Here is a 24,006-nt window from a genome sequence, read left to right on the forward strand (position 1 = left end):
ACTCGGCGCGACGTACGCAACCTGACATTCTGAGGAGTGGGGAGAACACCATGCAGCAGCCGTCTTTGATCCGTTACGCCTTGTCGATGGCCATCGCCGCCGCGTTGAGCCCGGGCCTGGTGCGCGCGCAGGACGCCGCGCCGGCCGCGGACGCGCCGCCCGCCGGCAAAAGCGAGGCCACCACCCTGGACGCGGTGGTGGTCTCCGGTACCGCGCGCTTCAAGGGCGTGCGCAAGCGCGACGCCAGCTTCTCGATCACCACCGCCTCGCTGGAGCAGTTGCAGGAGGCGGTGCCGCTGAGCACGGCCGACGCGCTCAAGGTGGTGCCCGGCATCTGGGCCGAATCGGCCGGCGGCAGCACCGGCGCCAATATCTTCGTGCGCGGCATGCCCTCCGAAGGCGACGCCCCGTTCGTGACCGTGCAGATGGACGGCGCGCCGCTGTTCCCGCCGCCGACCCTGTCGTTCCTGGAGAACTCCACCCTGTTCCGGATGGACGACACCATCGACCGCATGGAAGTGCTGCGCGGCGGCCCCAGCCCGATCTTCTCCAACGGCCAGCCCGGCGCCACCGTCAACTTCATCCAGAAGAAGGGCGGCGAAGAGACCGAAGGCAGCCTGCGCGTGACCGCGGGCAGCGACAACCTGCGCCGCGTCGACGTATTCAACAGCGGCAAGCTCGGCGAAGGCTGGTACTACAGCATCGGCGGCTTCTACCGCGTCACCGACGGCGTGCGCGACACCCAGTTCCCGGCCGACAAGGGCGGCCAGTTCAGCGCCACCCTCACCCGCAGCTGGGACAGCGGCGAGATCACCCTGTACGCGCGCCACACCGACGACAAGAACGCCTTCTTCACCCCGATCCCGCTGCTGTCGCGCAACAACGGCAAGGACCTGTCCAGCTTCCCGGGCTTGAATGCGCAATCGGGCACCCTGTTGGGCAACGACTTCCGCCGCGTGACCATTCCGACCGGTCCCAACGGCCAGACCATCAGCCGCGATCTCGCCGACGGCCGCGGCATCAACCTCGACGTGTTCGGCGCCTCGATGGACTTCTACGTCGGCGATTGGACCATCAGCGACCGCGTCAACTACGTCAACGGCAGCGCGCCCACCAACGGCCTGTTCACCGGCGCCAGCCCGCAGACCATCAGTTCCTACATCGCTTCCTTCGGCAGCCCCGGCAACGCCACCTACACCAACGGCGGCGGCGCGGTGGATCCGAACCAGCAGGTGCTGACCGCCGGCTTCTGGGTGGTCGACAAGCAGATCGAGTCCTTCACCAACGACCTGCGCTTCAGCCGCGACCTGTTCGAGGGCAACACCCTCACCGCCGGCGTCTACTACGCGCGCTATTCCTCCAAGGACACCTGGTACCTGGGCAACAACATGCTGCTGACCGCGCAGAACAACGCGCGCCGCATCGACGTGACCCTGGCCGACGGCCGCCAGGTCACCCGCGACGGCTTCGTCGGCACCTCGTTCTTCTCGCTGCGCGGCGACTACGACGGCCAGAACACCGCGGTGTTCCTGGCCGACGAATGGCAGATCAACGACCGCCTGCGCCTGGACGGCGGCATCCGCTACGAATGGCAGCAGGTCGACGGCACCGTGCACAACACCGCCACGGTCGATCTGGACGGCAACCCCAACACGCTCTACGACAACAACACCTCGATCTCGCTGCCGAGCACGCGCCGCATCGACCAGGACGACAAGCATTTCTCCTGGACCCTGGGCCTGAACTTCAAGCTCAACGAGACCTCCAGCCTGTTCGCGCGCGCCAACTCGGGCTACAAGCTGCCGGCCTTCGACAACCTGCGCGACGGCAACACCAAGGTCCAGGAAGTCGACCAGTACGAGCTGGGCTTCAAGTCCGGCAACTCGGTCTACGACCTGTACCTGACCGCGTTCTACAACAGCTTCACCAACTCGCCGTTCCAGGCCTTCCTCGACGACGGCACCAACTTCACCACGGTCGGCGATTCGCGCGCCTACGGCGTCGAGCTGGAAGGCGCGATCCGTCCCTTCGGCGGTTTCGAGCTGCGCGCGACCGGGGTATGGCTGGACGCCCAGTACGAGAACTACCGCGAGTTCACCGGCAACCAGGTGATGCGCCAGCCCAAGACCCAGTTCCGGATCACCCCGAGCTACTACTGGACCCTGCCGGTCGGCGATCTGAAGCTGTTCGCGACCTATTCGCACATCGGCGATCGCTATGCCGACCTGGCCAACACCCAACAGCTGCCCTCGTACCACACGCTGGACGTGGGCGCGAACCTGCACGTGGGCGAGCACTGGGAATTCACCGCCAGCGGCAGCAACGTCAGCGACGAACTCGGCCTGACCGAGGGCAACGTGCGGGTGCCCGGCGCGGCCACTGGCGGCGTGTTCCTGGGCCGGCCGATCGCGGGCCGTTCCTACCAGCTCTCGGCGGCCTACCGCTGGTGAGCGCGGCGGCGACGGAGCGGCATGCGATGCTCGCTCCGTCGCCTTCGACCGCCACGCGCCGCCCGGCGCGCGGTTTTCGAAGCCCGTTCGCGACGCGATCCCGGGACCGCCGCCTGCGCAAGCCCTCCCCCCAGGCGCAGGCGGCCTCCGCGACCGTCGCGAGCGGTCTTTTTCATCACAGCGCACGGCCGTCGCGGCCGCGCGCAGGAGCAGCGCATGAGCCCTACCGGCAGCCACCGTGGCCGCATGATCCTGGCGATGGTGTTGACCTACATGGTGTTCGCCGTGCTGCTCAACAGCGTCGGCACGGTGATCCTGCAGGCGATCCAGGGCTTCGGCGTGGACAAGGCCGAGGCCAGCTTCCTGGAGGCGTTCAAGGACCTGCCGATCGCGATCGTGTCGTTCCTGACCGCCTCCCTGCTGCCGCGGCTGGGCTATCGGCGCGCGATGATCCTGGGCCTGAGCCTGGTCGCCGCGGCCTGCGCGCTGATGCCGCTGGTGCACGCGTTCTGGGCCAGCAAGCTGCTGTTCGCGACCGTGGGCGCCTCGTTCGCGCTGGCCAAGGTCGCGGTGTATTCCTCGATCGGCCTGCTCACCGACGGTAAGCAGCAGCACGCCAGCCTGACCAGCACCATCGAGGGCTGGTTCATGGTCGGCGTGCTCGCCGGCTACTGGCTGTTCGCGAGCTTCATCAATCCCGAATCGCCCGCCGATCCGCGCTGGCTGCGGGTGTACTACGTGATCGCCGCGGTCGCCGCCGCGACCGCGCTGCTGCTGGCGGGCAGCCGCCTGGACGAATCCGCCGCGCGCGACGGGCATGCGCCGGGCCAGGCCTTCTTCGACATGTTCCGCCTGATCGCGCAGCCGCTGATCGGCGTGTTCCTGGTCTCGGCCTTCCTGTACGTGCTGATCGAACAGAGCATCGGCACCTGGCTGCCGACCTTCAACCGCGAGATCCTGCACCTGCCCACGACCATGAGCGTGCAGGCCGCGAGCATCTTCGCCGTCTCGCTGGCGCTGGGCCGGCTCGGCGCAGGCCTGCTGCTGCGGCGCGTGCCTTGGCATTGGCTGCTGATCGCCTGCGTGCTGGCGATGGGCGCGCTGGTGCTGCTGGCGCTGCCGCTGGCCGCGGGTCTGCGCCCGGATCCGAACGCCAGCTGGACCCACGCCCCGGTCGCGGCCTATGTGTTCCCGCTGATCGGCTTGTTCATGGCGCCGATCTACCCGGCGATCAATTCGGTGGTGCTGAGCGCACTGCCGAAGTCGCGGCACGCGGCGATGACCGGGCTGATCGTGGTGTTCTCGGCGCTGGGCGGCACCACCGGCTCCTTCATCACCGGCCAGCTGTTCGCGCGCACCGGCGGCGAGACCGCGTTCTACCTGTCGCTGGCGCCGATGGCCCTGCTGCTGATCGCGATCGTCGGGCTCAAGCGCCAGTCCTTGCGCGCCGACGCGGCCCTGGCTGCGCACGGCGTGTCCTGAAGGCCGCTCGCGCTCGGCGCTAGCGCTCGCCCAGCGTGCGCCCGCCGAACTCCAGCAGCAGCTGTTCCAGCGAACGCGCCGACACCGCCAGTTCGTCCTCCTCCAGGCTGCCCATACCCACTTCGTACACCGTCGGCGCGTCGGCGCGCATCAGCAGCGCCCGGCCGCCGCTGTCGTCGCCGATCATCGCGTAGTCCGGCAGATAGATCTGCACCTCGTAGTCGGCGTTGCGCGGGCCGATCGCATCCAGCGCCAGCAACATCAGGCAGCCCTGGGTGGACAGGCCGTCGCTGAGGCGCAGCAAGGCCGCGTAGTCGGGCGGCAGACGGAACGCCAGCCGCGCCTGCATGGCGGCGATCGCCTGCGCGTCGCAACCCGGGTTCAGCGCGTACCGGGCCGACAGGCGTGCGCGATCGATCGTGAGCAAAGCCGTCTCCTGCCGCCGGCGGCGCGCTCAGCGCAGCAGTTCGTAGCCCGCGCGCGCATCGTCGTAGCGATACTCGCAGCCCAGCAGGCGCGCCGTGATCAGATAGGAGTGCTCGTCGTCGGTCGGGTATTCCTTGTACGGCAGGCGGGTACGGTCGATGGACGCATCGATCACCGGCTCGCCGTCGCGCATGTCCAGGATCTTGCTGCCGACCTGGAACAGCGCCGGCCCCAGCGGCGCGATCGCGCGCACCTGCCGGTCCAGCAGGCGCCAGGGCCGCGGGTTGTAGGTCGCGGCCAGGAATTCGCCGCCGCTGCCGAGCAGGTTGCGCACCGCCAGGCCGGCGTCCTCGATGTCGTGCGGCGGCGTCTCGTCCTGACCGATGCGGTCGTACACGTCGTACAGATAGCCCCAGCCTTTGCGCGCCAGGGCGACGTAGCCATAGCCGTAACCGGCGCCCGCGGCCAGCGGCACGCAGAACATCGCGCCTTCGGAGATGGCCGTGGCCTGATCGATCTGCATGCGCCGCTCCTTGGGTGGGCTGGCCGCGCTCAGCCGGCGGCCGTTGGCGCGCGCAGGCTGCGCTCGGTCTCGGGATCGAAGTAATGCATGCGCTCGGGCGCATACCCCAGGTGCACGGTATCGCCGGGCGTGGGCAGATCATAAGGCGGCAGGCGCAGCACCAGGTCGCAGCCGCCGCAGCCCAGGTTGAGGAAGGCCTCGTTGCCGACCGGCTCGACCACTTCCACGCGCGCCGACAGACGCTCGGGTGCGGCCTCGGCCAGGTGCATGTCCTCCGGACGCAGGCCGACGGTGAGCTGGCGGCCCAGGTAGCCGCGCACGCTCTCGCGCAGCGCCGCGTCGGGCTGCAGCGGCAGCTCCACGCCCTCGGCGATGCGCAGGCGCAGACCGTCGCGTTCGATCACCTCGCCCCACAGCAAGTTCATTTTCGGACTGCCCAGGAAGGTCGCCACGAACAGATTGGCCGGATGCCGGTACAGCGCCATCGGCGTGTCGATCTGCTGGATCTTGCCGTCCTTGAGCACGACGATGCGCTGGCCCAGGGTCATGGCCTCGATCTGGTCGTGGGTGACGTAGACCATGGTGGTGCCGAGCTGACGGTGCAGGCGCGCGATCTCCACGCGCATGCCCATGCGCAGCTTGGCGTCCAGATTCGACAGCGGCTCGTCGAGCAGGAACACCTGCGGCTGGCGCACCAGCGCCCGTCCCAGGGCCACGCGCTGGCGCTGGCCGCCCGACAACGCGGCCGGCTTGCGCTGCAGCATCGATCCCAGTTCCAGCGTGGCCGCGGCCTCGTTCACACGCGTCTCGATCTCGGCCTTGGACGCGCCGCGCAGCTTGAGGCCGAAGCCCAGGTTCTCGGCCACGGTCATGTGCGGGTACAGGGCGTAGCTCTGGAACACCATGGCGATGTCGCGGTCCTTGGGCGGGACGTCGTTGACCCGGCGCTCGCCGATGCGCAGCTCGCCGCTGCTGATCGTCTCCAGCCCCGCGATCATGCGCAGCAGGGTCGATTTGCCGCAGCCCGAGGGACCCACCAACACCAGCAGCTCGCCGTCGCGGATCTCGAAACTGGCCTCGTCGACGCCGACGAACCCGTTCGGATAGACCTTGCGCAGACGTTCAAGCGTGACCTTCGCCATGAATTCTCCCAATCGTGGCCCCGGCGACGATGCAATTGTCGCCGCCCTGGGCTATTCTGCCATGTAACCGTTTACATGCACGCCAGCATTCACATTAGCGCCGCAGCGGAGGCCAAGCAGCGATGAGCCAAGTTCGTGTCTTTCCCGAGGGGTTCCTGTGGGGTGCGGCCACCGCCGCCCATCAGATCGAGGGCTCCCCGCTCGCCGATGGCGCCGGTCCCAGCATCTGGACCCGCTTCGCCCACACGCCGGGGATGACCCTCAACGGCGACACCGGCGACGTCGCCTGCGACCACTACCGGCGCTGGAAGGACGACGTCGCGCTGATGAAGCGCCTGGGCCTGCAGGCCTACCGTTTCAGCGTGTCCTGGTCGCGGATCCTGCCCGAGGGCACCGGCCGGGTGAACCAGGCCGGCGTCGACTTCTATTCGCGCCTGGTCGACGAACTGCTGGCCAACGGCATCGAACCTCTGCTCACCCTCTACCACTGGGACATGCCGGCTGCGCTGGACGACCGCGGCGGCTGGCTCAACCGCGACTGCGCCGACTGGTTCGCCGAGTACGGCAGCGTGCTGTATCGCGCCCTCGACGGCCGGGTCAAGAAGTGGGTCACCCTCAACGAACCCTGGGTGATCACCGACGGCGGCTACCTGCACGGCGCGCTCGCGCCCGGTCACCGCAGCCGTTACGAGGCGCCGATCGCCTCGCACAATCTGATGCGCGCGCACGGCGCCGCGGTCCAGGCCTACCGCGCGATCGGCCAGCACGAGATCGGCCTGGTGGTGAACATCGAACCCAAGTACGCCGCCACCGATTCGGCCGCCGACGCCGCCGCGGTCAAGCGCGCGCACGCCTACATGAACGAGCAATACCTCGACCCCGCCCTGCTCGGCTCCTACCCGCCGGAGCTGGGCGAGATCTTCGGCGACGCCTGGCCGGAATGGCCGGCCGAGGACTACGCGCTGATCCAGCAGAAGCTCGATTTCGTCGGCATCAACTACTACACCCGCAGCGTCACCAAGGACGCGGTCAGCTACCCGCTCAACACCGGCGTGGTCCGCCAGCCCTCGGGCACCTACACCGAAACCGGCTGGGAGGTGTTCCCGCAGGGCCTCACCGACACCCTGACCTGGTTCAAGCAGCGCTACGGCGACATCCCGATGTACGTGACCGAGAACGGCGCGGCCTTCTTCGATCCGCCGGTGGCCGAGCCCGATGCCAGCGGCGAGCGCCGCGTGCGCGATCCGCTGCGCATGGACTATCTGCAAAAACACCTCAGCGCGATCCACGACGCGATCCAGGCCGGCTGCGACATCCGCGGTTATATGGTGTGGTCGCTGCTGGACAATCTGGAATGGTCGCTGGGCTACTCCAAGCGTTTCGGCGTGGTCCATGTGAACTACGCGACCCAGGAACGCACGCCCAAGGACAGCGCGAAGTGGTACTCGAACGTGATCGCCACGCATGGCCGTTCGCTGTCCGAGCCGTTACCTTAAGCGCTTCGATCCCGACCAGGCGGCGGCGCCATGCACGACACCCTGTTGCTGTTCGGCGCCACGGGTGATCTCGCCCAGCGCTATCTGTTCCCGTCGCTGATCCACCTCTGGCGCGACCGCCTGCTGCCGCCCGACTTCCGCCTGATCGCGGTCGGGCGGCAGGAGCTGAGCGACGAGGATTTCCGCGCCTGGCTGCGCGAACGCATGGCCTCGGAGGCCGCCGACGACGCCGCGTCCGTGGACGGTCTGCTGCGCTGTATCACTTACACCGCGGTCGACCTGCGCGATACCGCCGCCATCGCGGCCGCGCTGTCGCGCTACGCCGACCGTCCCAGCGTGAGCTACCTGGCCACGCCGCCGGATCTGTTCGTGTCGGTGGCGCAGGGTTTGAGCGCGGCCGGCGTGCTCGCCGAGCCCTCGCGCCTGGTCCTGGAGAAACCGATCGGCCGCGACCTGGCCTCGGCGCGCGAGATCAACGCCGCACTGCGCGCCTGCCTGGACGAGTCGCGGATATTCCGCATCGATCACTACCTGGGCAAGGCCGCGGTGCAGAACCTGCTGGCGCTGCGCCTGGGCAACACCCTGCTGGAGGCGGTGTGGCAGCACCGCTGGATCGAGTCGGTCGACATCCTGGTCGCCGAAACCGCCGGCGTCGACGGCCGCGAGGAGTACTACGCCGGCTATGGCGCCCTGCGCGACATGGTCCAGAACCACATGCTGCAGCTGCTGGCGCTGATCGCGATGGAGCCGCCGTCCAACCTGGACGCCGACAGCATCCGCGAGGAGAAGCGCAAGGTGCTGCGCGCGTTGCGCCCGATGAGCGCCGCCGACGCCGCGCGCGACACCGTGCGCGGCCGCTACGGCGCCGGCGTGGTCGAGGGCCGCGCGGTCAAGGGCTTCGTCCACGACGCACCGGTGGAAACCTTCGTCGCCCTGCGCACCTATATCGACAACTGGCGCTGGGCGGGCGTGCCGTTCCGGCTGGTCACCGGCAAGCGCCTGGCGGCGCGCGCGACCGAAGTGGTGGTCTCGTTCAAACCGGTCTCGCACTGGCTGTTCGAGCGCCCCGCGCGCGGGCGCGAGCGCCCCAACCGCCTGCGCATGCGCCTGCAGCCCGACGAAACCGTGGAGCTGGGACTGATGGGCAGCCTGGCCGCGCCCGAATGGGGCGCGCTGGAACTGCGGCCGATGTCGCTGGACCTGTCGATGTCGGGTTCGCCGCAACGCCGCATCGCCTACGAACGCCTGCTGGTGGACGCGCTGCGCGGCAACCAGACCCTGTTCGTGCGCGACGACGAGGTCGAATCGGCCTGGCAATGGATCGACAGCGTCGAACGCGCGTGGAGCGGCACCGCTCAGCCCGCGCTCGAGTACCCGGCCGGCTCCTGGGGCCCGAACGAGGCCGCCGATTTCCTGCCGGCGACGCTGCGCCAGGGCCGTGGAGGCGAGCCGTGAACGCGTCCACCCCGGATACCTTGCTGGCCGATATCGGCGGCACCAATGCGCGCTTCGCCCTGGCCGCGCCGCAGCTCGAACAACCGCTGCGCGAGGACAGCGTGCAGGTGTTCTCCGTCGCCGACTTTCCGTCCCTGGCCGACGCCGCGCGCCACTATCTCGACCGCATCGGCGCCACGCCCAGCGCGGCCGTGTTCGCGGTCGCCGGCCGCGTCGACGGCGACGAGGCGCGCATCACCAATCATCCCTGGGTGATCTCGGCCGCGCGCACGCGCCAGGCCCTGAGCCTGGAACGCCTGCAACTGGTCAACGATTTCGCCGCGCAGGCGATGGCGGTGTCCTTGCTGCGCGCGCAGGACGTGGTCGCGATCGGCGGCAACGCCTGGCGCGGCGCCGATGAGGAAGGCGACCGCACCTATGCGGTGATCGGCGCCGGCACCGGCCTGGGCGTCGGCGGTCTGATCCGTCGCGACGGCCGTTACTACCCCTTGCAGACCGAAGGCGGCCACGTCAGTTTCGCGCCCGGCACGCCCGAGGAAATCGAAATCCTGCAACGCCTGTCGGGCGAGTTCGGCCGCGTCTCCAACGAGCGCCTGGTCAGCGGCAGCGGCCTGGTCAATCTGCATCGTGCCCTGAGCCAGATCGCCGGCGAAGACCCGGGCCCACTGCAACCGGCCGACATCACCGCGATGGCGCGTGAAGGCGATGCGCGCTGCCTGCGCGCGATCGACGTGTTCTGCGCCGTGTACGGCGCCGCCGCCGGCGATCTGGTGCTGACCCTGGGCGCCTGGGACGGCGTGTTCCTGCCCGGCGGGCTGGTGCCGCGCCTGATGCCCTGGCTGCAGCATTCCGGCTTCCGCCAGCGCTTCGAGCACAAGGGCCGTTTCTCGCCGGCGATGGCGCGCATTCCCACTCTCGCCGTCACCCATCCCCAGCCGGGCTTGCTGGGTGCGGCGGCTCTGGCCAGGCACACGCCACGTTGAGGTTGTTCGTGCGAAGATCGGGAGATGCTCGACGATACGTCGCCCGCCTCGGCCGCTCCTCCGGAGCCGGAAACCGCACGCTACGTAATGCACGCGCATCGCGGCCGCGATGTGTGGACCTGGGCTTGCGCGGTCGCGATCGCGGCCGAATTGCGCCGCGACCTGTCGCTGCGCCCGCGCGCGCGCCTGCTGCTGTCGGGCGGTAGCACGCCCGGGCCGGTCTATCGCGCGCTGGCGAAAGCGCCGTTGGAATGGAGCCGGGTCGATATCGGCCTGGTCGATGAGCGTTGGCTGCTGCCGGACGATCCCGACAGCAATGCGCGCATGGTCCGCACCCATCTGTTGCACGACCACGCCGCCGCCGCGCGCTTCGAGCCGCTGACCCTGGCCGGCCGCCGCATCGAGGATGCGGTCGCCGCCGCCAACGCCCACGCCCAGCTCGGCGCCAGCGCCGCGGTGCTGGGCATGGGCGAGGACGGTCATACCGCCTCGTTGTTCCCCAACAGCCGCGACCTGTCGCGCGCGCTGGAAAGCCGCCAGGCCTATGTCGCCGTCGACGCTCAGGACGCGCCCGGCGCCCAGCAATGGCCGCGCCGCATCAGCCTGACCCCGGTCGGACTGGCGCGCGTGCAGACCCGGCTGCTGCTGATCCAGGGCGAACGCAAGCGCGAAGTCTTCGAAGCCGCGCTACGCAGCGGCGACGTCACGCGCTATCCGGTGCTGGCCGCGCTGGAGGCGGGGCATGGCGCGCCGTTGCATGTGCATTGGTGCGAGTAGCGGCGGCTCCTAGCGTCGACGATCGGGCTGGCGCCGGCCGGATCCGACCACCGTAGGATGCGGCGATAACCGCATCGCTTTCGCTCGTCGTTGACCATGCCGTCCAAGTCGCTGGATGTTCGGCTGCGCCCAAGCAAAGCGGAGCCCGCCTTGGCGGGAATGACGCATCGAGGGATACGTAAGGCGGTGCGGTGCGCCTGCGGCTTACCGCACCCTACGGACGCCACGCCCACCAGCGCGTCGCGTCGTTACAACGACCTTCGCCTCGGTCGTTGCATCCACCGCGACATCACTCGATGCGCTCGACCCCGCCCATGTACGGACGCAGCGCCGCGGGCACCGTGATCGAGCCGTCGGCGTTCTGGTAGTTCTCCATCACCGCGATCAGGGCGCGGCCGATGGCGACGCCGGAGCCGTTGAGGGTGTGCACGGGCTCGGGCTTGTCGGTGGCCGGGTTGCGCCAGCGCGCCTGCATGCGGCGGGCCTGGAAGGCCTCGCAGTTCGAGCACGAGGAGATTTCGCGATAGTTGTCCTGGCTGGGCAGCCAGACTTCCAGGTCGTAGGTCTTGGTCGCGGAGAACCCCATGTCGCCGGTGCACAGCAGCATGCGGCGGTACGGCAAGCCGAGCTGCTCCAGCACCACCTCGGCGCAGCGGGTCATGCGCTCGTGCTCGTCGTAGCTTTCGTGCGGGCGCGCGATCGTGACCAGCTCGACCTTCTCGAACTGGTGCTGACGGATCATGCCGCGGGTGTCGCGGCCGTGGCTGCCGGCCTCGGCGCGGAAGCACATCGAGTGCGCGGTCATGCGCAGCGGCAGCGCCGCGTCCTCGACGATCGCGTCGCGCACGATGTTGGTCAGCGGCACTTCCGAGGTCGGGATCAGGTAGCGCTTGCTGGCCGTCTCGCCCTCGCCCACCGTGGTCGCGAACAGGTCGTCCTCGAACTTCGGCAACTGGCCGGTGCCGCGCATGGAATCGGCGTTGACCAGCAGCGGCACGTTGGTTTCTTCGTAGCCGTGCTCGTTGGAATGCAGGTCGAGCATGAACTGGGCGAGCGCGCGGTGCAGGCGCGCGAGCTGGCCACGCAGCACGGTGAAGCGCGCGCCCGACAGCTTGGCGGCGGTGTCGCCGTCCAGCCAGCCCTTGCGCGCGCCCAGCTCGACATGGTCCTTGACCGCGAAATCGAACGCGCGCGGCGCGCCCCAGCGGTGCTGCTCGACGTTGCCGCTCTCGTCCTGACCGGCCGGCACCGACTCGTGCGGCAGATTCGGGATGCCCAGCGCGATCGCCTCGATCTGGCCGCGGATTTCGTCCAGGCGCAGCTCGCTGGCCTTGAGCTCGTCGCCGAAACCGGCGACCTCGGCCATCAGCGCGCCCACGTCCTCGCCCTTGGCCTTGGCTTGGCCGATCGCCTTGGAGCGGGTGTTGCGCAGATTCTGCAGTTCCTGGGTGCGGATCTGGATCTGCTTGCGCTCGCTTTCCAGCGACTCCAGCGCGCCGGGGTCGAGGACGTAGCCGCGGGTGTCGCGCAGGCGCGCGGCGAGTTCGGCGGGTTGCTGGCGCAGCAGAATGGGATCGAGCATGGCGGAACCGGTGGGGAAGCGGAGCGCGATTATCGCGTGCTTAACGCGTTCAGGGCCAATCGCGGCTGCAAACCGCGACCGGTTGCCGACGGATTAACCCGGTTAGAGGCAGAATGCGGTCAGCCCCGCTCCCCGCCGCCGCCGGATCCTGCATGTCGACACCGTCCCCCGCACCGTCCCGCCCCGTCCTCGATCTGGCCGCCTGGCGCCCCTCGCGCAGGGCCCTGTGGTGGGTGCTGGGCGCGTTCGCGCTCGGCCTGATCCTGTTCGCCCTGGTCTGGTCGCGCAGCGGCGAACACGACTTCTATCGCGCCGACGGGGTCGCCCCGCCGACCGCGGCCGGCCCGAATTACGCGCCGCTGCCGGCGCCGATGTCGGGCAACGAGGGCAGCGGCGTCGGTCCCGCGCCTCAGGCCGCGCCCGCGCCGGGCGCCGATAAGCCGCGTCTGGTCGAGACCGCGCCGCCTCCGCCGCCGGCCGATGCCGCGATCCCGGCGCGTCCGCAGACGCCGCCGCCGGGCGCGGTCGCCAGTTCCGATCCCAAGCCGATCGCGGGCCAGAACCCCGCGCCGCGCTACCCGCCCCAGGCCCTGCGCCGCGGCGAGAGCGGCACCGTCACCGTGCGCGTGCAGATCGGCGCCGATGGCGTGCCCACCGAGGTCAGCGTGGGCGCCACCAGCGGCTCGCGCCTGCTCGACCGCGCGGCCCAGGACGCGGTCCGGCGCTGGCGTTTCCGCCCCGCCCTGGCCAACGGCCAGCCGGTCAGCGGCACCGTGATGGTCCCGATCACATTCGATGCCAGTCGCTGAACGGGTAACTCCCTGACCCCCTCCGCCTCACTCGCCGCTAACACCGGCGTGGGGAAAGTCGGATCGCCACCCGGAACACCGGGGACGACCCGAGGAGGGACAACATGACGGACAACACGCTGGACCATCGCGACACTCAACCGCAAACCACCGCGGACGCCGCCGAGCCTGCGCGCAACCGTACCGGCCTCTGGCTGCTGGTGCTGCTGGCTGCGATCCTGCTGATCTGGTACCTGCTAAGCCAACGCACGCCGGTAGCGGTGCCGATGGCGCCGGACACCTCGATCACGCCGGTCCCGACCGAGACCACGCCGGCGACGACACCCGAAGGCGACGCGCGCAAGCCGGTCGCGAACGCGGCCAAGCCCAAGCCGACCAAGCCGGCGATCGGTACCCCGCGCGAGACCGCGCCGGAACGCATCGCCAGCCGCAGCCCCGAACCCGAGTACCCGGCCACCGCGCTGCGTCGCGGCGAAGGCGGCGACGTGCTGCTGCGGGTGAACGTGAGCGCCGACGGCGTGCCGGGCGAGATCGACTTCGTCCGCCGCAGCAGTTCGCGCGAACTCGACCGCGCCGCCCAGGACGCGGTGCGCCGCTGGCGCTTCGAACCGGCCACGCGCAACGGCAAGGCCGTGCCGGCGGTGGTGGAAGTGCCGATCGAGTTCAAGCCGCAGGCTTGAACGCAAGGCTAGACCCAATCGGTCCTCGCCTGTAGGACCGCGCAATCGGGGGAGAGCGGGCTCCGGCCGCCACGAGGGCGGCCGGAGCGATGCAAACAACGGCCAGGAACGGTCACCGACGCGACGCGAGACCCGCTCAGTCGCGTGCGCCCTGCCCGGCATCGCGGCGCCGACGAATCAGGCCCCAGGCCAGGCAGGCTCCGAACAGGAACTCCAGCGGCGCACGGCCGTACTCGAAACGCCACAACAGCGAATCGAAGTTGTTGGCGATCAGCACGATGCCGACGCTGCCGGCCAGCGCCCAGAAGCCGGCCAGCGGCATCAGGCCGCGGCGCCAGGCCAGCAGCGCCTCGCGCAGCAGCAGCGCGAACGCCGCCGCCAGCAGCAGCGTGCCCAGCGCGCCCAGGCCGACCAGCGCGTCCAAATAGGTGTTGTGCAGATGCATGTGGTGCTGGCCGGCCATGTCGCGCCGGCTCTCGGCGATCAGCGACGGCGTGGTGCGCAGGCCCCAGCCCAACAGTGGCCGCTCCAGCCATTTCTCCATGCCCAGCTTGTACAGGGCCATGCGCACGCTCACGGCCTTGTTGTTGACCTGGGTCTGCTGGGCCGTGATCGCGGCGGCGGCGGGACCCGTCGGCGCACCAGGCGCGACCGCGGGCGGCGCCGGGGTGCTGGCGATCGCGACGGTGCCCGCGGCCGCGGCCTGCTGGGCCTCGCTGACCACGGTCTCGGAACCGGCGAAACGCAGCACGATCAGATCGCGCGCGGCGAACAGCAACAGGCCCGACACCAGCGCCGCCGCCAGCGCCGGCACCAACGCGCCCAGGCCGCCACGGGCGCGGCGCAGGTACCAGGCATAGCCCAGGACCACCGGCGGCAGCACCGCCGCGAAGGCCAACCAGGCGCCGCGCGATTGCGAGAACAGCAGCAGGCAGAAGCAGCCGACGTAGGCGAGGAAACCCAGCGCCAATACCAGACCGCGTCCACGTTCGCGCCGCTGCGCCCACAGCGCCATCGACAGGCACAGCGCCAGCCATCCGCCGATCGCGGCGAGCTGGCCGTTCAAGTTTTCCGGAATTCCCAGATCGGAGCGCATACGGCCGCTCCACAGGGCGTCGATCTGGGTCCATGGCAGGTAGATCAGCGCCGACAGCAACAGGCCGGCGGCCATCAGCAGGACCAGGCGCGGAATCGCGCGCGGCATCAGCGACAGCCACCAGCCCGTCACGCAGGTGAAGACGGCCAGCCGCACCAGCTTGCTGGCGGTCGACAACTGCGCCGACAGCGGTATGCCCGGCACCACGCTGACCGCCACATACACGGCCTGAGCGATCACGAACACGATCAACACCAGCAGCGCGCGCACCGCCGGCTGCGCGGCCAGTTCGCGCCAAGGCCGACGGCCGGCGCCGCACATCAGCAGCAGCAACACGCCGGCGCCGAGTTCCGGCCGCAGATACAGGCCGACATCGGTCAGGGCGAAGAAGGCCTGATAGGCCAAGGCAAACAGCGCGACCCGACGCAGCCACGGCGGCAGATCGGCGGCGGCCTCGGAGTACCAGTTCGAACCCGTGCGGTGCGCTGGTGCGCGCGCGGCGTGGTTCATGGCGAGCGCGTCCTCAGCCATGCGCGATCGCCATCGCAGGGTCGCGTAACGACGGCGCGCGCACGCACGTCGCCGGCGTCGTCAAGCCGCATCGGGGTTGCTGCATCGCTGAGTCCTCTCGCAAATCGCGCCGGGCCTGGCGCGAACCACGTGATGACCGTCGCGCCGCGGGGGCGGTGGACGACGGCCGTTACCTCCTTGTTCGCACATCCTTGTCCGTACATCGGCTGTTCGCGCCGCGCCAAAGGCGCACCGCGATCAGTCGACGAAGTCTAGCGAAACCCGGCGGCCTTGCCTGTCTACAAACCAAACGCCGTGCGCAGTTCGAAACCGCAGTCGCGCGCCAACCGATCGAAACCCGGAAACGACGTGGCCACATTCTCGACATCGCCGATACGCACTTCGTCACGCGCGCGCTGCGCCGCCACCGCAAAGCTCATGGCGATGCGATGGTCGCCGTGGCTGTCGACCGAGCCGCCGCGCAAGGCGCCGCCGTCGATGATCGCGCCGTCCGGCGTCTCTTCGATCTGCGCACCAATAATGCGCAACCCTTGTGCCATGGTCGCGATCCGGTCCGATTCCTTGACCCGCAATTCGGCCGCGCCGGAGATCCGGCTGCGCCCCTGCGCGCAGGCCGCGGCCACGAACAGGGCCGGGAACTCGTCGATCATGTCCGGCACCAGCGCCTCGGGCACCTCGATGCCGTGCAGCGGCGCGTAGCGCACGCGCAGATCGGCGACCGGTTCGCCGCCCTCCTCGCGCGCATGCTCCTCGGCGATGTCGGCGCCCATCAGGCGCAGGGCCGCGAGCAGGCCGGTGCGGCGCGGGTTCATGCCCACCGCTTCCAGCAGCAGTTCCGAGCCCGGCACCACGCTGGCCGCGACCAGGAAGAACGCGGCCGAGGAGAAATCCGCGGGCACCGCGACGTCCGTCGCGCGCAAGGCGTGGCCGCCGCTCAGGCGTGCGTAGCCGGGCGAGAATTCGATCGGCCAACCGAACGCGGACAGCATGCGCTCGGTGTAGTCGCGGGTCGGATGCGGTTCGCGCACCACGGTCTCGCCCTGCGCATACAAGCCGGCCAGCAGCAGCGCCGATTTCACCTGCGCGCTCGCCACCGGCAGGGTGTAGTCGATGCCGTGCAGGCCGCGCCCGCCATGGATGCGCAGCGGCGGCAAGCCGCCGGGCTCGCTGTCGATGCGCGCGCCCATCGCCGCCAGCGGCTCGGTCACGCGCCGCATCGGACGCTTGGACAGCGACTCGTCGCCGATCAGCACCGAATCGAAGCCCTGCCCCGCCAGCACGCCCGCGAGCAGGCGCATGCCGGTGCCGGCGTTGCCGCAGTCCAGCGCCTGCGCGCTCGCGCGCAGGCCGTGCAGGCCGACGCCGTGGACGATGCGCTCGCTGGCGCTGGGGGTTTCGATGCGCACGCCCAGGCGCTCGAACACGCGCGCGGTGGCGCGGGTGTCCTCGCCTTCGAGGAAGCCGGTGACGCGGGTGACGCCTTGCGCCAGCGCGCCCAGCATGACCGCGCGATGCGATACCGATTTGTCGCCGGGAACGCGCAGCCTGCCGCGCAGCGGCGCGCCGGGCGCGGCGACCCAAGCCTGGCCTGCGCTCATGCGCGCACCGCGTCCAGCGCGGCCAGCAAGCGGCGGTTCTCGTCGGCGTCACCGACGGTGATGCGCAGGCAGTCGCCCAGGCCGTAGCCGCCCATCGGGCGCAGCACCACGCCGCGCGCGATCAGTTCGGATTCGATGCGCGCGGTGTCGGCGCCGAACTCGACCAGGACGAAATTGGTCTGCGAGGGGAACACGCGCAAGCCGCGTTCGCGCAATGCGGCGCTCAGCGCGGCGCGCTGTTCGGCGTTGCGCGCGCAGGCCGACTCCAGATACGCCTCGTCGGCCAGCGCGGCCTCGCAGGCGGCCAGCGCGGGCCCGTTGACGTTGAAACTCTCGCGCAGGCGTTCCATCACCGCGACCAGGCCCGGCGCCGCCAGCAGATAGCCCACGCGCAGTCCGGCCAGGCCGTAGGCCTTGCTGAAGGTGCGGGTCACGATCAGGTTCGGATGCGCGTCCAGCAACTCGACCGCGCTGGCGAAATCGCCGGCCTCGCCGCGGTCGACCATCTCGGCGTAGGCCTCGTCCATCACCACCAGGGTCTCGGCCGGCACCCGCGCCAGGAACGCCTGCAGCGCCGCGCGACCGAACCAGGTGCCGGTGGGATTGTTGGGATTGGCCAGGTAGACCAGGCGCGTCCGCGACCCGATCGCGTCGGCGATCGCGTCCAGATCGTGGCCGGCCGGCATCGCCGCGTCGCGCGGCAGCGCCTCGACGATGCGCATGTCCGCGCCGGCGGCCTGGGTCGCGAGCGCGAACACCGCGAAGCCGTAGCGCGAGAACGCCACCTCGCCGCCCGGCGTGGCGAACACCTGTGCCAGTTGCATCAGCAGTTCGTGGGAGCCGTTGCCGAGCAGGATCCGCTCGCGGCTCACGCCGTGCTTGGCGGCCAGCGCGCGCTTGAGATCGGCGCCCAGCGGATCGGGATAGCGATGCAGCTGATCCAGCTGCGCCAGCGCCGCCGCGCGCGCGCGCGGCGACGGGCCGTAGGGATTTTCGTTGGAGCCCAGCTCGACCAGCTGCGCGGTGCCGAACTTGCGCCGCAACGCGACCAGATCGTGGCCCGGGTCGTAGGCGCGCAGGCGCTGCACGCCCGCTTGCGCGCGCGCGGCGAACCAGGCCTCGTCATAGGCCGGCGTCGCCGCCGGCAAGGACGGCGCCGCGCTCACGCGATCGCGACCGGGTAGGAGCCCAGCACCTTGACTTCGTGCGCCAGCTCTTCGAGCTCCTCCAGCGCCTCGCGCATCGCCTGTTCCTGGACGTGGCCGCCAATGTCGACGAAGAACGCGTACTGCCAGCGGCCGGTGTGGCCCGGCCGCGACTCGATGCGGTTCATGCTCAGGCCGCGCTTGGCGAACGGCGACAGCACGTTGTAGAGCGCGCCGGGCTGGTCCTTGATGAAGATCAGCAGCGAGGTGCGGTCGTTGCCCGAGGGCGTGAACAGCTCGCGCCCGATCACCAGGAAGCGCGTGGTGTTGTCGGGGCGGTCCTCGATCGGGCCGGCCACGTTCTTCAGGCCGTAGACGTTGCCGGCGCTGGCGCCCGCGATCGCGGCCGCGTCGTCGGCGTTGCGCGCGCGGCGCGCGGCCTCGGCGTTGCTGGCCACCGCGATCTTCTCGGCCTTGGGCAGGTACTGGCGCAGCCAGGCCTTGCATTGGGCGAAGGATTGCGGGTGCGAGTAGACGCGCTCGATGTCCTCGATGCGGCCGCTGCGCGAGAGCAGGTGCTGGTGCACGCGCAACTCGACTTCGCCGGAGATCTTGAGCTTGGAGGTCAGAAACATGTCCAGGGTCGACTGGATCGTGCCCTGGGTGGAGTTCTCCACCGGCACCACGCCGAAGTCGGCGTTGCCGGCCTCGACCTCCTGGAACACCTCTTCGATGCTGGCCAGCGGCAGGCCGTGGATCGAGTGGCCGAAATGCTTGAACACCGCCTGTTGCGAATGCGTGCCTTCCGGGCCGAGGAAGCCGATCTTGAGCGGCTCCTGCTGGGCCAGGCAGGCCGACATGATTTCGCGGAACAGCCGCACCAGCACTTCGTCGTTGAGCGGACCGTCGTTGCGGTCGACCACGCGGCGCAGCACCTGGGCCTCGCGCTCGGGACGGTAGTAGTCCACCGCCGCGGCCAGCTTGCCCTTGGCCTTGCCGACCTGGTTGGCGAACTGGGCGCGTTCGGCGATCAGCTGTTGGATGTGCTGGTCGATGCCGTCGATGCGGGTGCGTAGGGTGGGCAGGTCGAGCGCGGGGGGCTCGGCCGCGGGGGCGGCGGGCTTGGGCTTCGCGGCCTTGGGCTTCGCGGCCTTGCTCGGCTTGGCGGCGGCCTGCTTCGGCTTCGACGCTGCGGGCTGGGTGGGTTTCTTTGCCATGGTGGTCTCGTGGGTCCGGGGGGCGGCCGGAGGTGGTGCAGAGGTAGCGAAGATGTTTGAGAGCTTACGAAAACCTACGACGCAAGCTGGAGTTCAAGGCTGCCGTCCATGGCGAGACCGGCTCGCCTGGGGACCGTCCGGCCCGGCCATCCATGGCCGTGCGTTCGCTACCGTAGTCGATGCCGATAGGGCATCGACTGAGCACGGTTGCTCACCCATGGCCGGGCGTTCGCGTTCGCAGCCGATGCCGATGCCGATAGGGCATCGGCTAAGCGCGACCGCTCACCCATTCCGCTGCTGGAAGTCCTGCATGAAGGACGCCAGCGCCTGCACGCCCTCCTCCGGCATCGCGTTGTAGATCGAAGCGCGCATGCCGCCCAGGGCGCGGTGGCCCTTGAGCGAGATCAGGCCGGCGGCCTCGGCTTCCTTCAGGAAGGGCTTGTCCAGCGCTTCGTCCTTGAGGAAGAACGGCACGTTCATGCGCGAGCGCGCGGACGCCGCGACTTCGTTGCGGTAGAAGCCGCCGGAGTTGTCGATGGTCCGGTACAGCAGCGCCGACTTGCGCGCGTTGCGCTGCGCGAATTCGGTCACCCCGCCCTGCGCGATCATCCACTTGAACACCAGGCCGGCCAGGTACCAGTTCCAGGTCGGCGGGGTGTTGAGCATGGACTCGCCCTTGACGTGGGCACGGTAGTCGAGGATCTCGGCGCGCGGCTGGCCGGTGCGCTCGAACAGGTCGCGGCGCACGATCACCACGCTCACGCCGACCGGGCCCAGGTTCTTCTGCGCACCGGCGTAGATCACGCCGAACTTGGACACGTCCAGCGGCTCGGACACGATGCTGGAGCTGAAGTCGCCGATCAGCGGCACGTCGCCGGTCTGCGGAATGTCGCGGAACTCGACGCCGTGGATGGTTTCGTTGGCGGTGTAATGGACGTAGGCGGCGTCCTTGGACAGCTGCCACTCGCCGTAGGCCGGGATGTCGCGGTAGCCGCCGGCTTCGCCGTCGGCGACCACCTTGGCGTTCACATAGGGCTTGACCTGCTTGAGCGCGGTCTTGCCCCAGTGGCCGGTCACCGCGTAGTCCACGGTCTGGCCCGGGGCGGCGAAATTCAGCGCGATCAAGGCCTGCTGGGTGGTCGCGCCGCCCTGCAGGAACAGCACCGCATAATCCTCGGGGATCGACATCAGCGTGCGCAGGTCGGCTTCGGCCTCCTGGGCGACCTGCAGGAACTCCGGCCCGCGGTGGCTCAGCTCGACGATCGAGGCGCCGACGCCATGCCAGTCCAGCATTTCGGCCTGGGCCTGCTGGAGGACGGCTTCGGGCAAGGTCGCGGGGCCGGCACTGAAGTTGAACGCGCGGGACATCGGGTGCTCCGTGGGAGTGGGGTTGGAGCCCAAGTATGCCGCAGTGCAACACTTGCGCGCGCCTTGGTTACCCGCGCAACTTTTGCCCCTCCGGCTGCCTCTATGTGGGTAAGCCGGCCGTATCTCCCTTACGGCCCCGCGACGGCCCCCGCCGCGCCCGTTTCCCGCAGGAGTTCGGCCCGATGTCACTACGCGACGCTCTCAACCTCCCCGCCCGCGAAATCACCGACGAAACCGTGTACCGCGAGCGTCGGCGCCTGCTGGCCGCATTCGCGGCCGCGCCCGCGCTGGGCCTGGCCGGCTGCGCCGACGCCGAACCCCCGCCCGCGCCCAAGACGGCGATCACGCCCGCGCAGGCGGCCTCGGGCTTTCGCACCGACGAAACCCTGACCCGCTACGAGGACGTCACCAGCTACAACAACTATTACGAGTTCGGCACCGGCAAGGCCGACCCGGGCAAGGCCCCCAAGACCCTGCGCACCCGTCCGTGGACGGTCGCGGTGGGCGGCGCCTGCGCCAAGCCCGGCGCCCTGGCCCTGGACGATCTGCTCAAGGGCCTGACGCCGCAGGAGCGCATCTACCGCCTGCGCTGCGTGGAAGGCTGGTCGATGGTGATCCCCTGGCTGGGTGTGCCGCTGGGCGAGGTGCTCAAGCGCTTCCAGCCGACCTCCAAGGCCAAGTACGTGGCCTTCACCACCCTGGCCGACCGCAAGCAGATGCCGGGCCTGGCCTACCCCGCGCTGGACTGGCCGTACCGCGAAGGCCTGCGCATCGACGAGGCCATGCACCCGCTGACCCTGCTGGCGACCGGCCTGTACGGCAAACCGCTGCCGCAGCAGAACGGCGCGCCGCTGCGCCTGGTGGTGCCGTGGAAGTACGGCTTCAAGAGCATCAAGTCGATCGTCGCGATCACCTTCGTCGAGAAAATGCCGTTCACCAGCTGGAACGACGCCCAGTCCAGCGAGTACGGTTTCTTCTCCAACGTGAACCCCAACGTCGACCACCCGCGCTGGACCCAGAAGAGCGAACGCCGCATCGCCGGCACCGCCAGCAAGCTGTTCGCCGAACGCATCCCGACCCGCTTGTTCAATGGCTACGGCGACCAGGTCGCGTCGATGTACGCTGGCATGAACCTCAAGCAGTGGTTCTGAGCGCATGAACGACCGCACCCCGGCCGCCACCGCGCGGCCGGCGCCGCGCCGCGCCGCATCCAAGGCCATGATCGCGGCCAAAACCCTGGTGCATCTGCTCGCGCTGACCCCGGCGGCGATCCTGGCCTGGCAGATCCGCGAAGAGTTCCTGACCGGCAGCGGCGGCCTGGGCGCGGACCCGGTCGCCGAGATTGAGCACCGCCTGGGCCTGTGGGCGCTGCGCCTGCTGTTGCTGACCCTGGCGATCACGCCGCTGCGCCAACTCAGCGGCCAGCCGGTGCTGATCCGGTTCCGGCGCCTGCTCGGCCTGTACGCGTTCTTTTATGCCTGCCTGCATTTCGCCGCCTACCTGGTGCTGGACCTGCGCGGCTACTGGACCCAGATCTTCGAGGAAATCATCAAGCGGCCCTACATCACCGTCGGCTTCCTGGCCTGGCTGCTGCTGGTGCCGCTGGCGCTGACCTCGACCCAGGCGGCGATGCGCAAGCTCGGCCGGCTCTGGGGCCGGCTGCATCAGTTGATCTACGCGATCGCCGTGCTGGCGGTGCTGCACTTCTGGTGGCTGGTGAAGTCCGACATCCGCGAACCGCTGCTGTACGCGGCGATCCTGGCCGCGCTGCTGGGCTGGCGGGCGTGGAAGAAGCTGCGCGCGCTCAGCTCGCGCCGTACAGCAGCAGCAGGCTGAGCGCGGCGGCCAGCAACGCGGCCGCCAACAACAGCCAGGGCATGCGCCGCACCGACGACGGCAGGGCCGCGGCCGGACGCGTGCGCTCTTCGGCCTCGAATTCGACCGGATGCGGGGTATGCGGCGGCTCGCCGCCGCCGCCGCGGCTGGGCGCTTCGATCACGAAGCGGTGCTGCGATTCCAGCACCAGCTGATCGCCCGGCCGCAGCAAGGCGTTGCGCACCGGCCGGCCGTTGACCAGGCTGCCCTCGACCGAACCCATGTCGCGCAGCACCACGCCGTCGGCATGCGCTTCCAGACGCGCGTGGCGTTCGGCGAAGGAGGCGTCGTCGATGCGGATGTCGCATTCGCTGGCGCGGCCGATGGTGCGCGGCTTGTCCAGGGGATAGCAGCGGCCGTGATGCGGGCCGGCGATGCCGCGGATCACCATGCGGCTCTCCGGCGCTTCGCCGAAACCATAGTCGGCCGGCGCCGGCGCGGGCTCGCCGGCCAGCAGCAGCAGTTCGACCCCGTCCAGGAAGATCGCGTCGCCCGCGCGCAGCATCGCCATGCGCCGCACCGGGCGGCCGTTGACGTGCAGGCCACGCACGCCTTCGCGCACCTGCAGCCACACACCGCGGCGGTCCACGCACACTTGCGCCACCGCGTCCGCGCCGTCGCGGACCAGGGCAGTGCGACCGTCGGCGTCGCGGCCGATCGCATGCACGCCCGGGCTCAGGGCCAGGTCGGCATGTTCGCGGTTGGGGTATCGCAGTCTTAGGCTTTCCACGCAGCGGAAATCTAGCATGCTGCGCGGCCATCACGCACACCGCGTCGACGGCGATGGTCGGCACACTCTTGGATGCGGCGCGCCACGCCCGCACAATAGGCGGACCCTGGGAGGGAACGTTTATGTCGAGTATCGATATCCGCCACGATCATTCGCTGACGCCGGCCAAGGCCCGCAAAGCCGTCGAAGAGGTGGCGGAAAAGCTGGCCGAGCGCTTCGGCATCGAATACGACTGGGCCGGCGACACGCTGAACTTCGCCCGCAGCGGCGTCGACGGCAAGATCGCGCTGGGCCCGAAGCAACTGCGCGTGACCGCGAGCCTGGGCTTCCTGCTGGGCGCGCTCAAGGGCCCGATCGAAAGCGAGATCCGGCGGGTGCTGGACGAGCGCTTCAAGTAAGCCGGGGCGCCTGCGGCGCCGCGCGACCAGGACTCGGGGAATTGCCCTCGAAATACGTTGCTCGATTCCAGTGGCGTGTCCACCGTGTTGGCTTCGACGAACTCCGCGCTGGGCGGTCCACCGATCTTGCGCAGGCGCCGAGACCGCAATCGCCCGCGCTGCTCCGATTCGTCGTTCCCGTAAAAGCGCGACTGACGAATCGAGAGAGCGACGTCCTAAGCGCGCAGCTCGGCCCATTCCCGT

General features: G+C 69.8%; 21 protein-coding genes. 11 read left to right on the top strand and 10 right to left on the bottom strand.

The annotated features are described in order from the left end of the window. Positions 1-50: 50 nt before the first annotated feature. Entirely contained in the window at positions 51-2,450 is a 2,400-nt protein-coding gene (locus BMZ45_RS06720) for a TonB-dependent receptor (RefSeq protein ID WP_091634223.1), read from the top strand. A gap of 216 nt (positions 2,451-2,666) precedes the next feature. Next, positions 2,667-3,932, top strand: a complete 1,266-nt coding sequence (locus BMZ45_RS06725; protein ID WP_254776572.1) for an MFS transporter — start codon at positions 2,667-2,669, stop codon at positions 3,930-3,932. Positions 3,933-3,951: 19 nt separating this feature from the next. On the opposite strand, the gene BMZ45_RS06730 is transcribed toward BMZ45_RS06725, so the two are convergent. From BMZ45_RS06730 to ugpC, 3 genes are read right to left on the bottom strand one after another with little or no spacing between them, the layout of a single operon-like run. After that, positions 3,952-4,359: an SMI1/KNR4 family protein gene (locus BMZ45_RS06730; protein WP_091634228.1), complete on the bottom strand. Its 408-nt coding sequence runs from the start codon at positions 4,357-4,359 to the stop codon at positions 3,952-3,954. A gap of 27 nt (positions 4,360-4,386) precedes the next feature. Continuing rightward, the gene (locus tag BMZ45_RS06735) at positions 4,387-4,881 is read right to left on the bottom strand and encodes a hypothetical protein (RefSeq protein WP_091634230.1); all 495 of its coding nucleotides are present in this window, start codon (positions 4,879-4,881) and stop codon (positions 4,387-4,389) included. A gap of 29 nt (positions 4,882-4,910) precedes the next feature. Next, positions 4,911-6,023, bottom strand: a complete 1,113-nt coding sequence (gene ugpC / locus BMZ45_RS06740) for an ABC transporter ATP-binding protein (RefSeq protein ID WP_091634233.1) — start codon at positions 6,021-6,023, stop codon at positions 4,911-4,913. A 122-nt stretch (positions 6,024-6,145) separates the two neighbouring features. On the opposite strand from ugpC, the gene BMZ45_RS06745 reads away from it, so the two are divergent. The 4 genes from BMZ45_RS06745 to pgl all read left to right on the top strand — a co-directional run bounded on the left by BMZ45_RS06745 (position 6,146) and on the right by pgl (position 10,734). After that, positions 6,146-7,519, top strand: coding sequence for a GH1 family beta-glucosidase (locus tag BMZ45_RS06745; RefSeq protein ID WP_091634235.1), 1,374 nt, complete (start codon positions 6,146-6,148; stop codon positions 7,517-7,519). Positions 7,520-7,549: 30 nt separating this feature from the next. Next, entirely contained in the window at positions 7,550-8,974 is a 1,425-nt protein-coding gene (gene zwf / locus BMZ45_RS06750) for a glucose-6-phosphate dehydrogenase (RefSeq protein ID WP_091634238.1), read from the top strand. After that, a complete protein-coding gene (gene glk / locus BMZ45_RS06755; RefSeq protein ID WP_091634240.1) occupies positions 8,971-9,957 on the top strand; it encodes a glucokinase in 987 nt (328 codons plus the stop codon). The genes zwf and glk overlap by 4 nt, the downstream gene beginning before the upstream one ends. An 87-nt stretch (positions 9,958-10,044) precedes the next feature. Continuing rightward, positions 10,045-10,734 (top strand): 6-phosphogluconolactonase, encoded by a 690-nt coding sequence (gene pgl / locus BMZ45_RS06760; RefSeq protein ID WP_091634243.1) that lies wholly within the window; start codon positions 10,045-10,047, stop codon positions 10,732-10,734. 289 nt (positions 10,735-11,023) lie between these two features. Here the strand turns inward: pgl and serS are convergent, their stop codons facing one another. Then, positions 11,024-12,316, bottom strand: a complete 1,293-nt coding sequence (serS, locus tag BMZ45_RS06765) for a serine--tRNA ligase (RefSeq protein ID WP_091634246.1) — start codon at positions 12,314-12,316, stop codon at positions 11,024-11,026. A gap of 152 nt (positions 12,317-12,468) precedes the next feature. On the opposite strand from serS, the gene BMZ45_RS06770 reads away from it, so the two are divergent. Continuing rightward, positions 12,469-13,125: an energy transducer TonB gene (locus BMZ45_RS06770; RefSeq protein ID WP_091634249.1), complete on the top strand. Its 657-nt coding sequence runs from the start codon at positions 12,469-12,471 to the stop codon at positions 13,123-13,125. A gap of 104 nt (positions 13,126-13,229) precedes the next feature. After that, positions 13,230-13,805, top strand: coding sequence for an energy transducer TonB (locus BMZ45_RS06775; protein WP_091634252.1), 576 nt, complete (start codon positions 13,230-13,232; stop codon positions 13,803-13,805). Between the two features lie 136 nt (positions 13,806-13,941). Here BMZ45_RS06775 and BMZ45_RS06780 read toward each other — a convergent pair whose 3' ends face one another. The 5 genes from BMZ45_RS06780 to serC form a co-directional block, all read right to left on the bottom strand. Beyond that, positions 13,942-15,432 (bottom strand): O-antigen ligase family protein, encoded by a 1,491-nt coding sequence (locus BMZ45_RS06780; RefSeq protein ID WP_091634255.1) that lies wholly within the window; start codon positions 15,430-15,432, stop codon positions 13,942-13,944. A gap of 278 nt (positions 15,433-15,710) precedes the next feature. Continuing rightward, positions 15,711-17,030: a 3-phosphoshikimate 1-carboxyvinyltransferase gene (gene aroA / locus BMZ45_RS06785; RefSeq protein ID WP_091634258.1), complete on the bottom strand. Its 1,320-nt coding sequence runs from the start codon at positions 17,028-17,030 to the stop codon at positions 15,711-15,713. Next, entirely contained in the window at positions 17,027-18,196 is a 1,170-nt protein-coding gene (hisC, locus tag BMZ45_RS06790) for a histidinol-phosphate transaminase (protein WP_217643165.1), read from the bottom strand. The genes aroA and hisC overlap by 4 nt, the downstream gene beginning before the upstream one ends. After that, on the bottom strand, positions 18,193-19,392 hold the full coding sequence (pheA, locus tag BMZ45_RS06795) for a prephenate dehydratase (RefSeq protein ID WP_091634261.1): 1,200 nt from the start codon (positions 19,390-19,392) through the stop codon (positions 18,193-18,195). The genes hisC and pheA overlap by 4 nt, the downstream gene beginning before the upstream one ends. Positions 19,393-19,674: 282 nt before the next feature. After that, positions 19,675-20,760 carry a 3-phosphoserine/phosphohydroxythreonine transaminase gene (serC, locus tag BMZ45_RS06800; protein ID WP_091634264.1) on the bottom strand — a complete coding sequence of 362 codons (1,086 nt, stop codon included), beginning with the start codon at positions 20,758-20,760 and terminating at the stop codon, positions 19,675-19,677. 182 nt (positions 20,761-20,942) lie between these two features. On the opposite strand from serC, the gene msrP reads away from it, so the two are divergent. Continuing rightward, on the top strand, positions 20,943-21,911 hold the full coding sequence (gene msrP / locus BMZ45_RS06805) for a protein-methionine-sulfoxide reductase catalytic subunit MsrP (RefSeq protein WP_091634267.1): 969 nt from the start codon (positions 20,943-20,945) through the stop codon (positions 21,909-21,911). A 67-nt stretch (positions 21,912-21,978) separates the two neighbouring features. Next, positions 21,979-22,596 (top strand): protein-methionine-sulfoxide reductase heme-binding subunit MsrQ, encoded by a 618-nt coding sequence (gene msrQ, locus BMZ45_RS06810; RefSeq protein ID WP_091636290.1) that lies wholly within the window; start codon positions 21,979-21,981, stop codon positions 22,594-22,596. Here the strand turns inward: msrQ and BMZ45_RS06815 are convergent. Continuing rightward, on the bottom strand, positions 22,565-23,383 hold the full coding sequence (locus tag BMZ45_RS06815; RefSeq protein WP_254776574.1) for an FHA domain-containing protein: 819 nt from the start codon (positions 23,381-23,383) through the stop codon (positions 22,565-22,567). The genes msrQ and BMZ45_RS06815 overlap by 32 nt on opposite strands. A gap of 104 nt (positions 23,384-23,487) precedes the next feature. Between BMZ45_RS06815 and BMZ45_RS06820 the strand changes: the two genes are divergently transcribed. After that, positions 23,488-23,763, top strand: a complete 276-nt coding sequence (locus tag BMZ45_RS06820) for a polyhydroxyalkanoic acid system family protein (protein WP_091634270.1) — start codon at positions 23,488-23,490, stop codon at positions 23,761-23,763. Positions 23,764-24,006: the final 243 nt, after the last annotated feature.

Source organism: Lysobacter sp. cf310 (assembly GCF_900114355.1).
Classification (GTDB): Bacteria; Pseudomonadota; Gammaproteobacteria; order Xanthomonadales; family Xanthomonadaceae; genus Lysobacter.

Bases quoted from the DNA above. Each gene is read 5' to 3' on its own strand.
- BMZ45_RS06720 (WP_091634223.1), top strand. From the start codon at position 51: ATGCAGCAGCCGTCTTTGATCCGTTACGCCTTGTCGATGGCCATCGCC.
- BMZ45_RS06725 (WP_254776572.1), top strand. From the start codon at position 2,667: ATGAGCCCTACCGGCAGCCACCGTGGCCGCATGATCCTGGCGATGGTG.
- BMZ45_RS06735 (WP_091634230.1), bottom strand. From the start codon at position 4,881: ATGCAGATCGATCAGGCCACGGCCATCTCCGAAGGCGCGATGTTCTGC.
- ugpC (WP_091634233.1), bottom strand. From the start codon at position 6,023: ATGGCGAAGGTCACGCTTGAACGTCTGCGCAAGGTCTATCCGAACGGG.
- BMZ45_RS06745 (WP_091634235.1), top strand. From the start codon at position 6,146: ATGAGCCAAGTTCGTGTCTTTCCCGAGGGGTTCCTGTGGGGTGCGGCC.
- zwf (WP_091634238.1), top strand. From the start codon at position 7,550: ATGCACGACACCCTGTTGCTGTTCGGCGCCACGGGTGATCTCGCCCAG.
- pgl (WP_091634243.1), top strand. From the start codon at position 10,045: ATGCACGCGCATCGCGGCCGCGATGTGTGGACCTGGGCTTGCGCGGTC.
- serS (WP_091634246.1), bottom strand. From the start codon at position 12,316: ATGCTCGATCCCATTCTGCTGCGCCAGCAACCCGCCGAACTCGCCGCG.
- BMZ45_RS06770 (WP_091634249.1), top strand. From the start codon at position 12,469: ATGTCGACACCGTCCCCCGCACCGTCCCGCCCCGTCCTCGATCTGGCC.
- BMZ45_RS06775 (WP_091634252.1), top strand. From the start codon at position 13,230: ATGACGGACAACACGCTGGACCATCGCGACACTCAACCGCAAACCACC.
- BMZ45_RS06780 (WP_091634255.1), bottom strand. From the start codon at position 15,432: ATGGCTGAGGACGCGCTCGCCATGAACCACGCCGCGCGCGCACCAGCG.
- aroA (WP_091634258.1), bottom strand. From the start codon at position 17,030: ATGAGCGCAGGCCAGGCTTGGGTCGCCGCGCCCGGCGCGCCGCTGCGC.
- pheA (WP_091634261.1), bottom strand. From the start codon at position 19,392: ATGGCAAAGAAACCCACCCAGCCCGCAGCGTCGAAGCCGAAGCAGGCC.
- serC (WP_091634264.1), bottom strand. From the start codon at position 20,760: ATGTCCCGCGCGTTCAACTTCAGTGCCGGCCCCGCGACCTTGCCCGAA.
- msrP (WP_091634267.1), top strand. From the start codon at position 20,943: ATGTCACTACGCGACGCTCTCAACCTCCCCGCCCGCGAAATCACCGAC.
- msrQ (WP_091636290.1), top strand. From the start codon at position 21,979: ATGATCGCGGCCAAAACCCTGGTGCATCTGCTCGCGCTGACCCCGGCG.
- BMZ45_RS06815 (WP_254776574.1), bottom strand. From the start codon at position 23,383: ATGCTAGATTTCCGCTGCGTGGAAAGCCTAAGACTGCGATACCCCAAC.
- BMZ45_RS06820 (WP_091634270.1), top strand. From the start codon at position 23,488: ATGTCGAGTATCGATATCCGCCACGATCATTCGCTGACGCCGGCCAAG.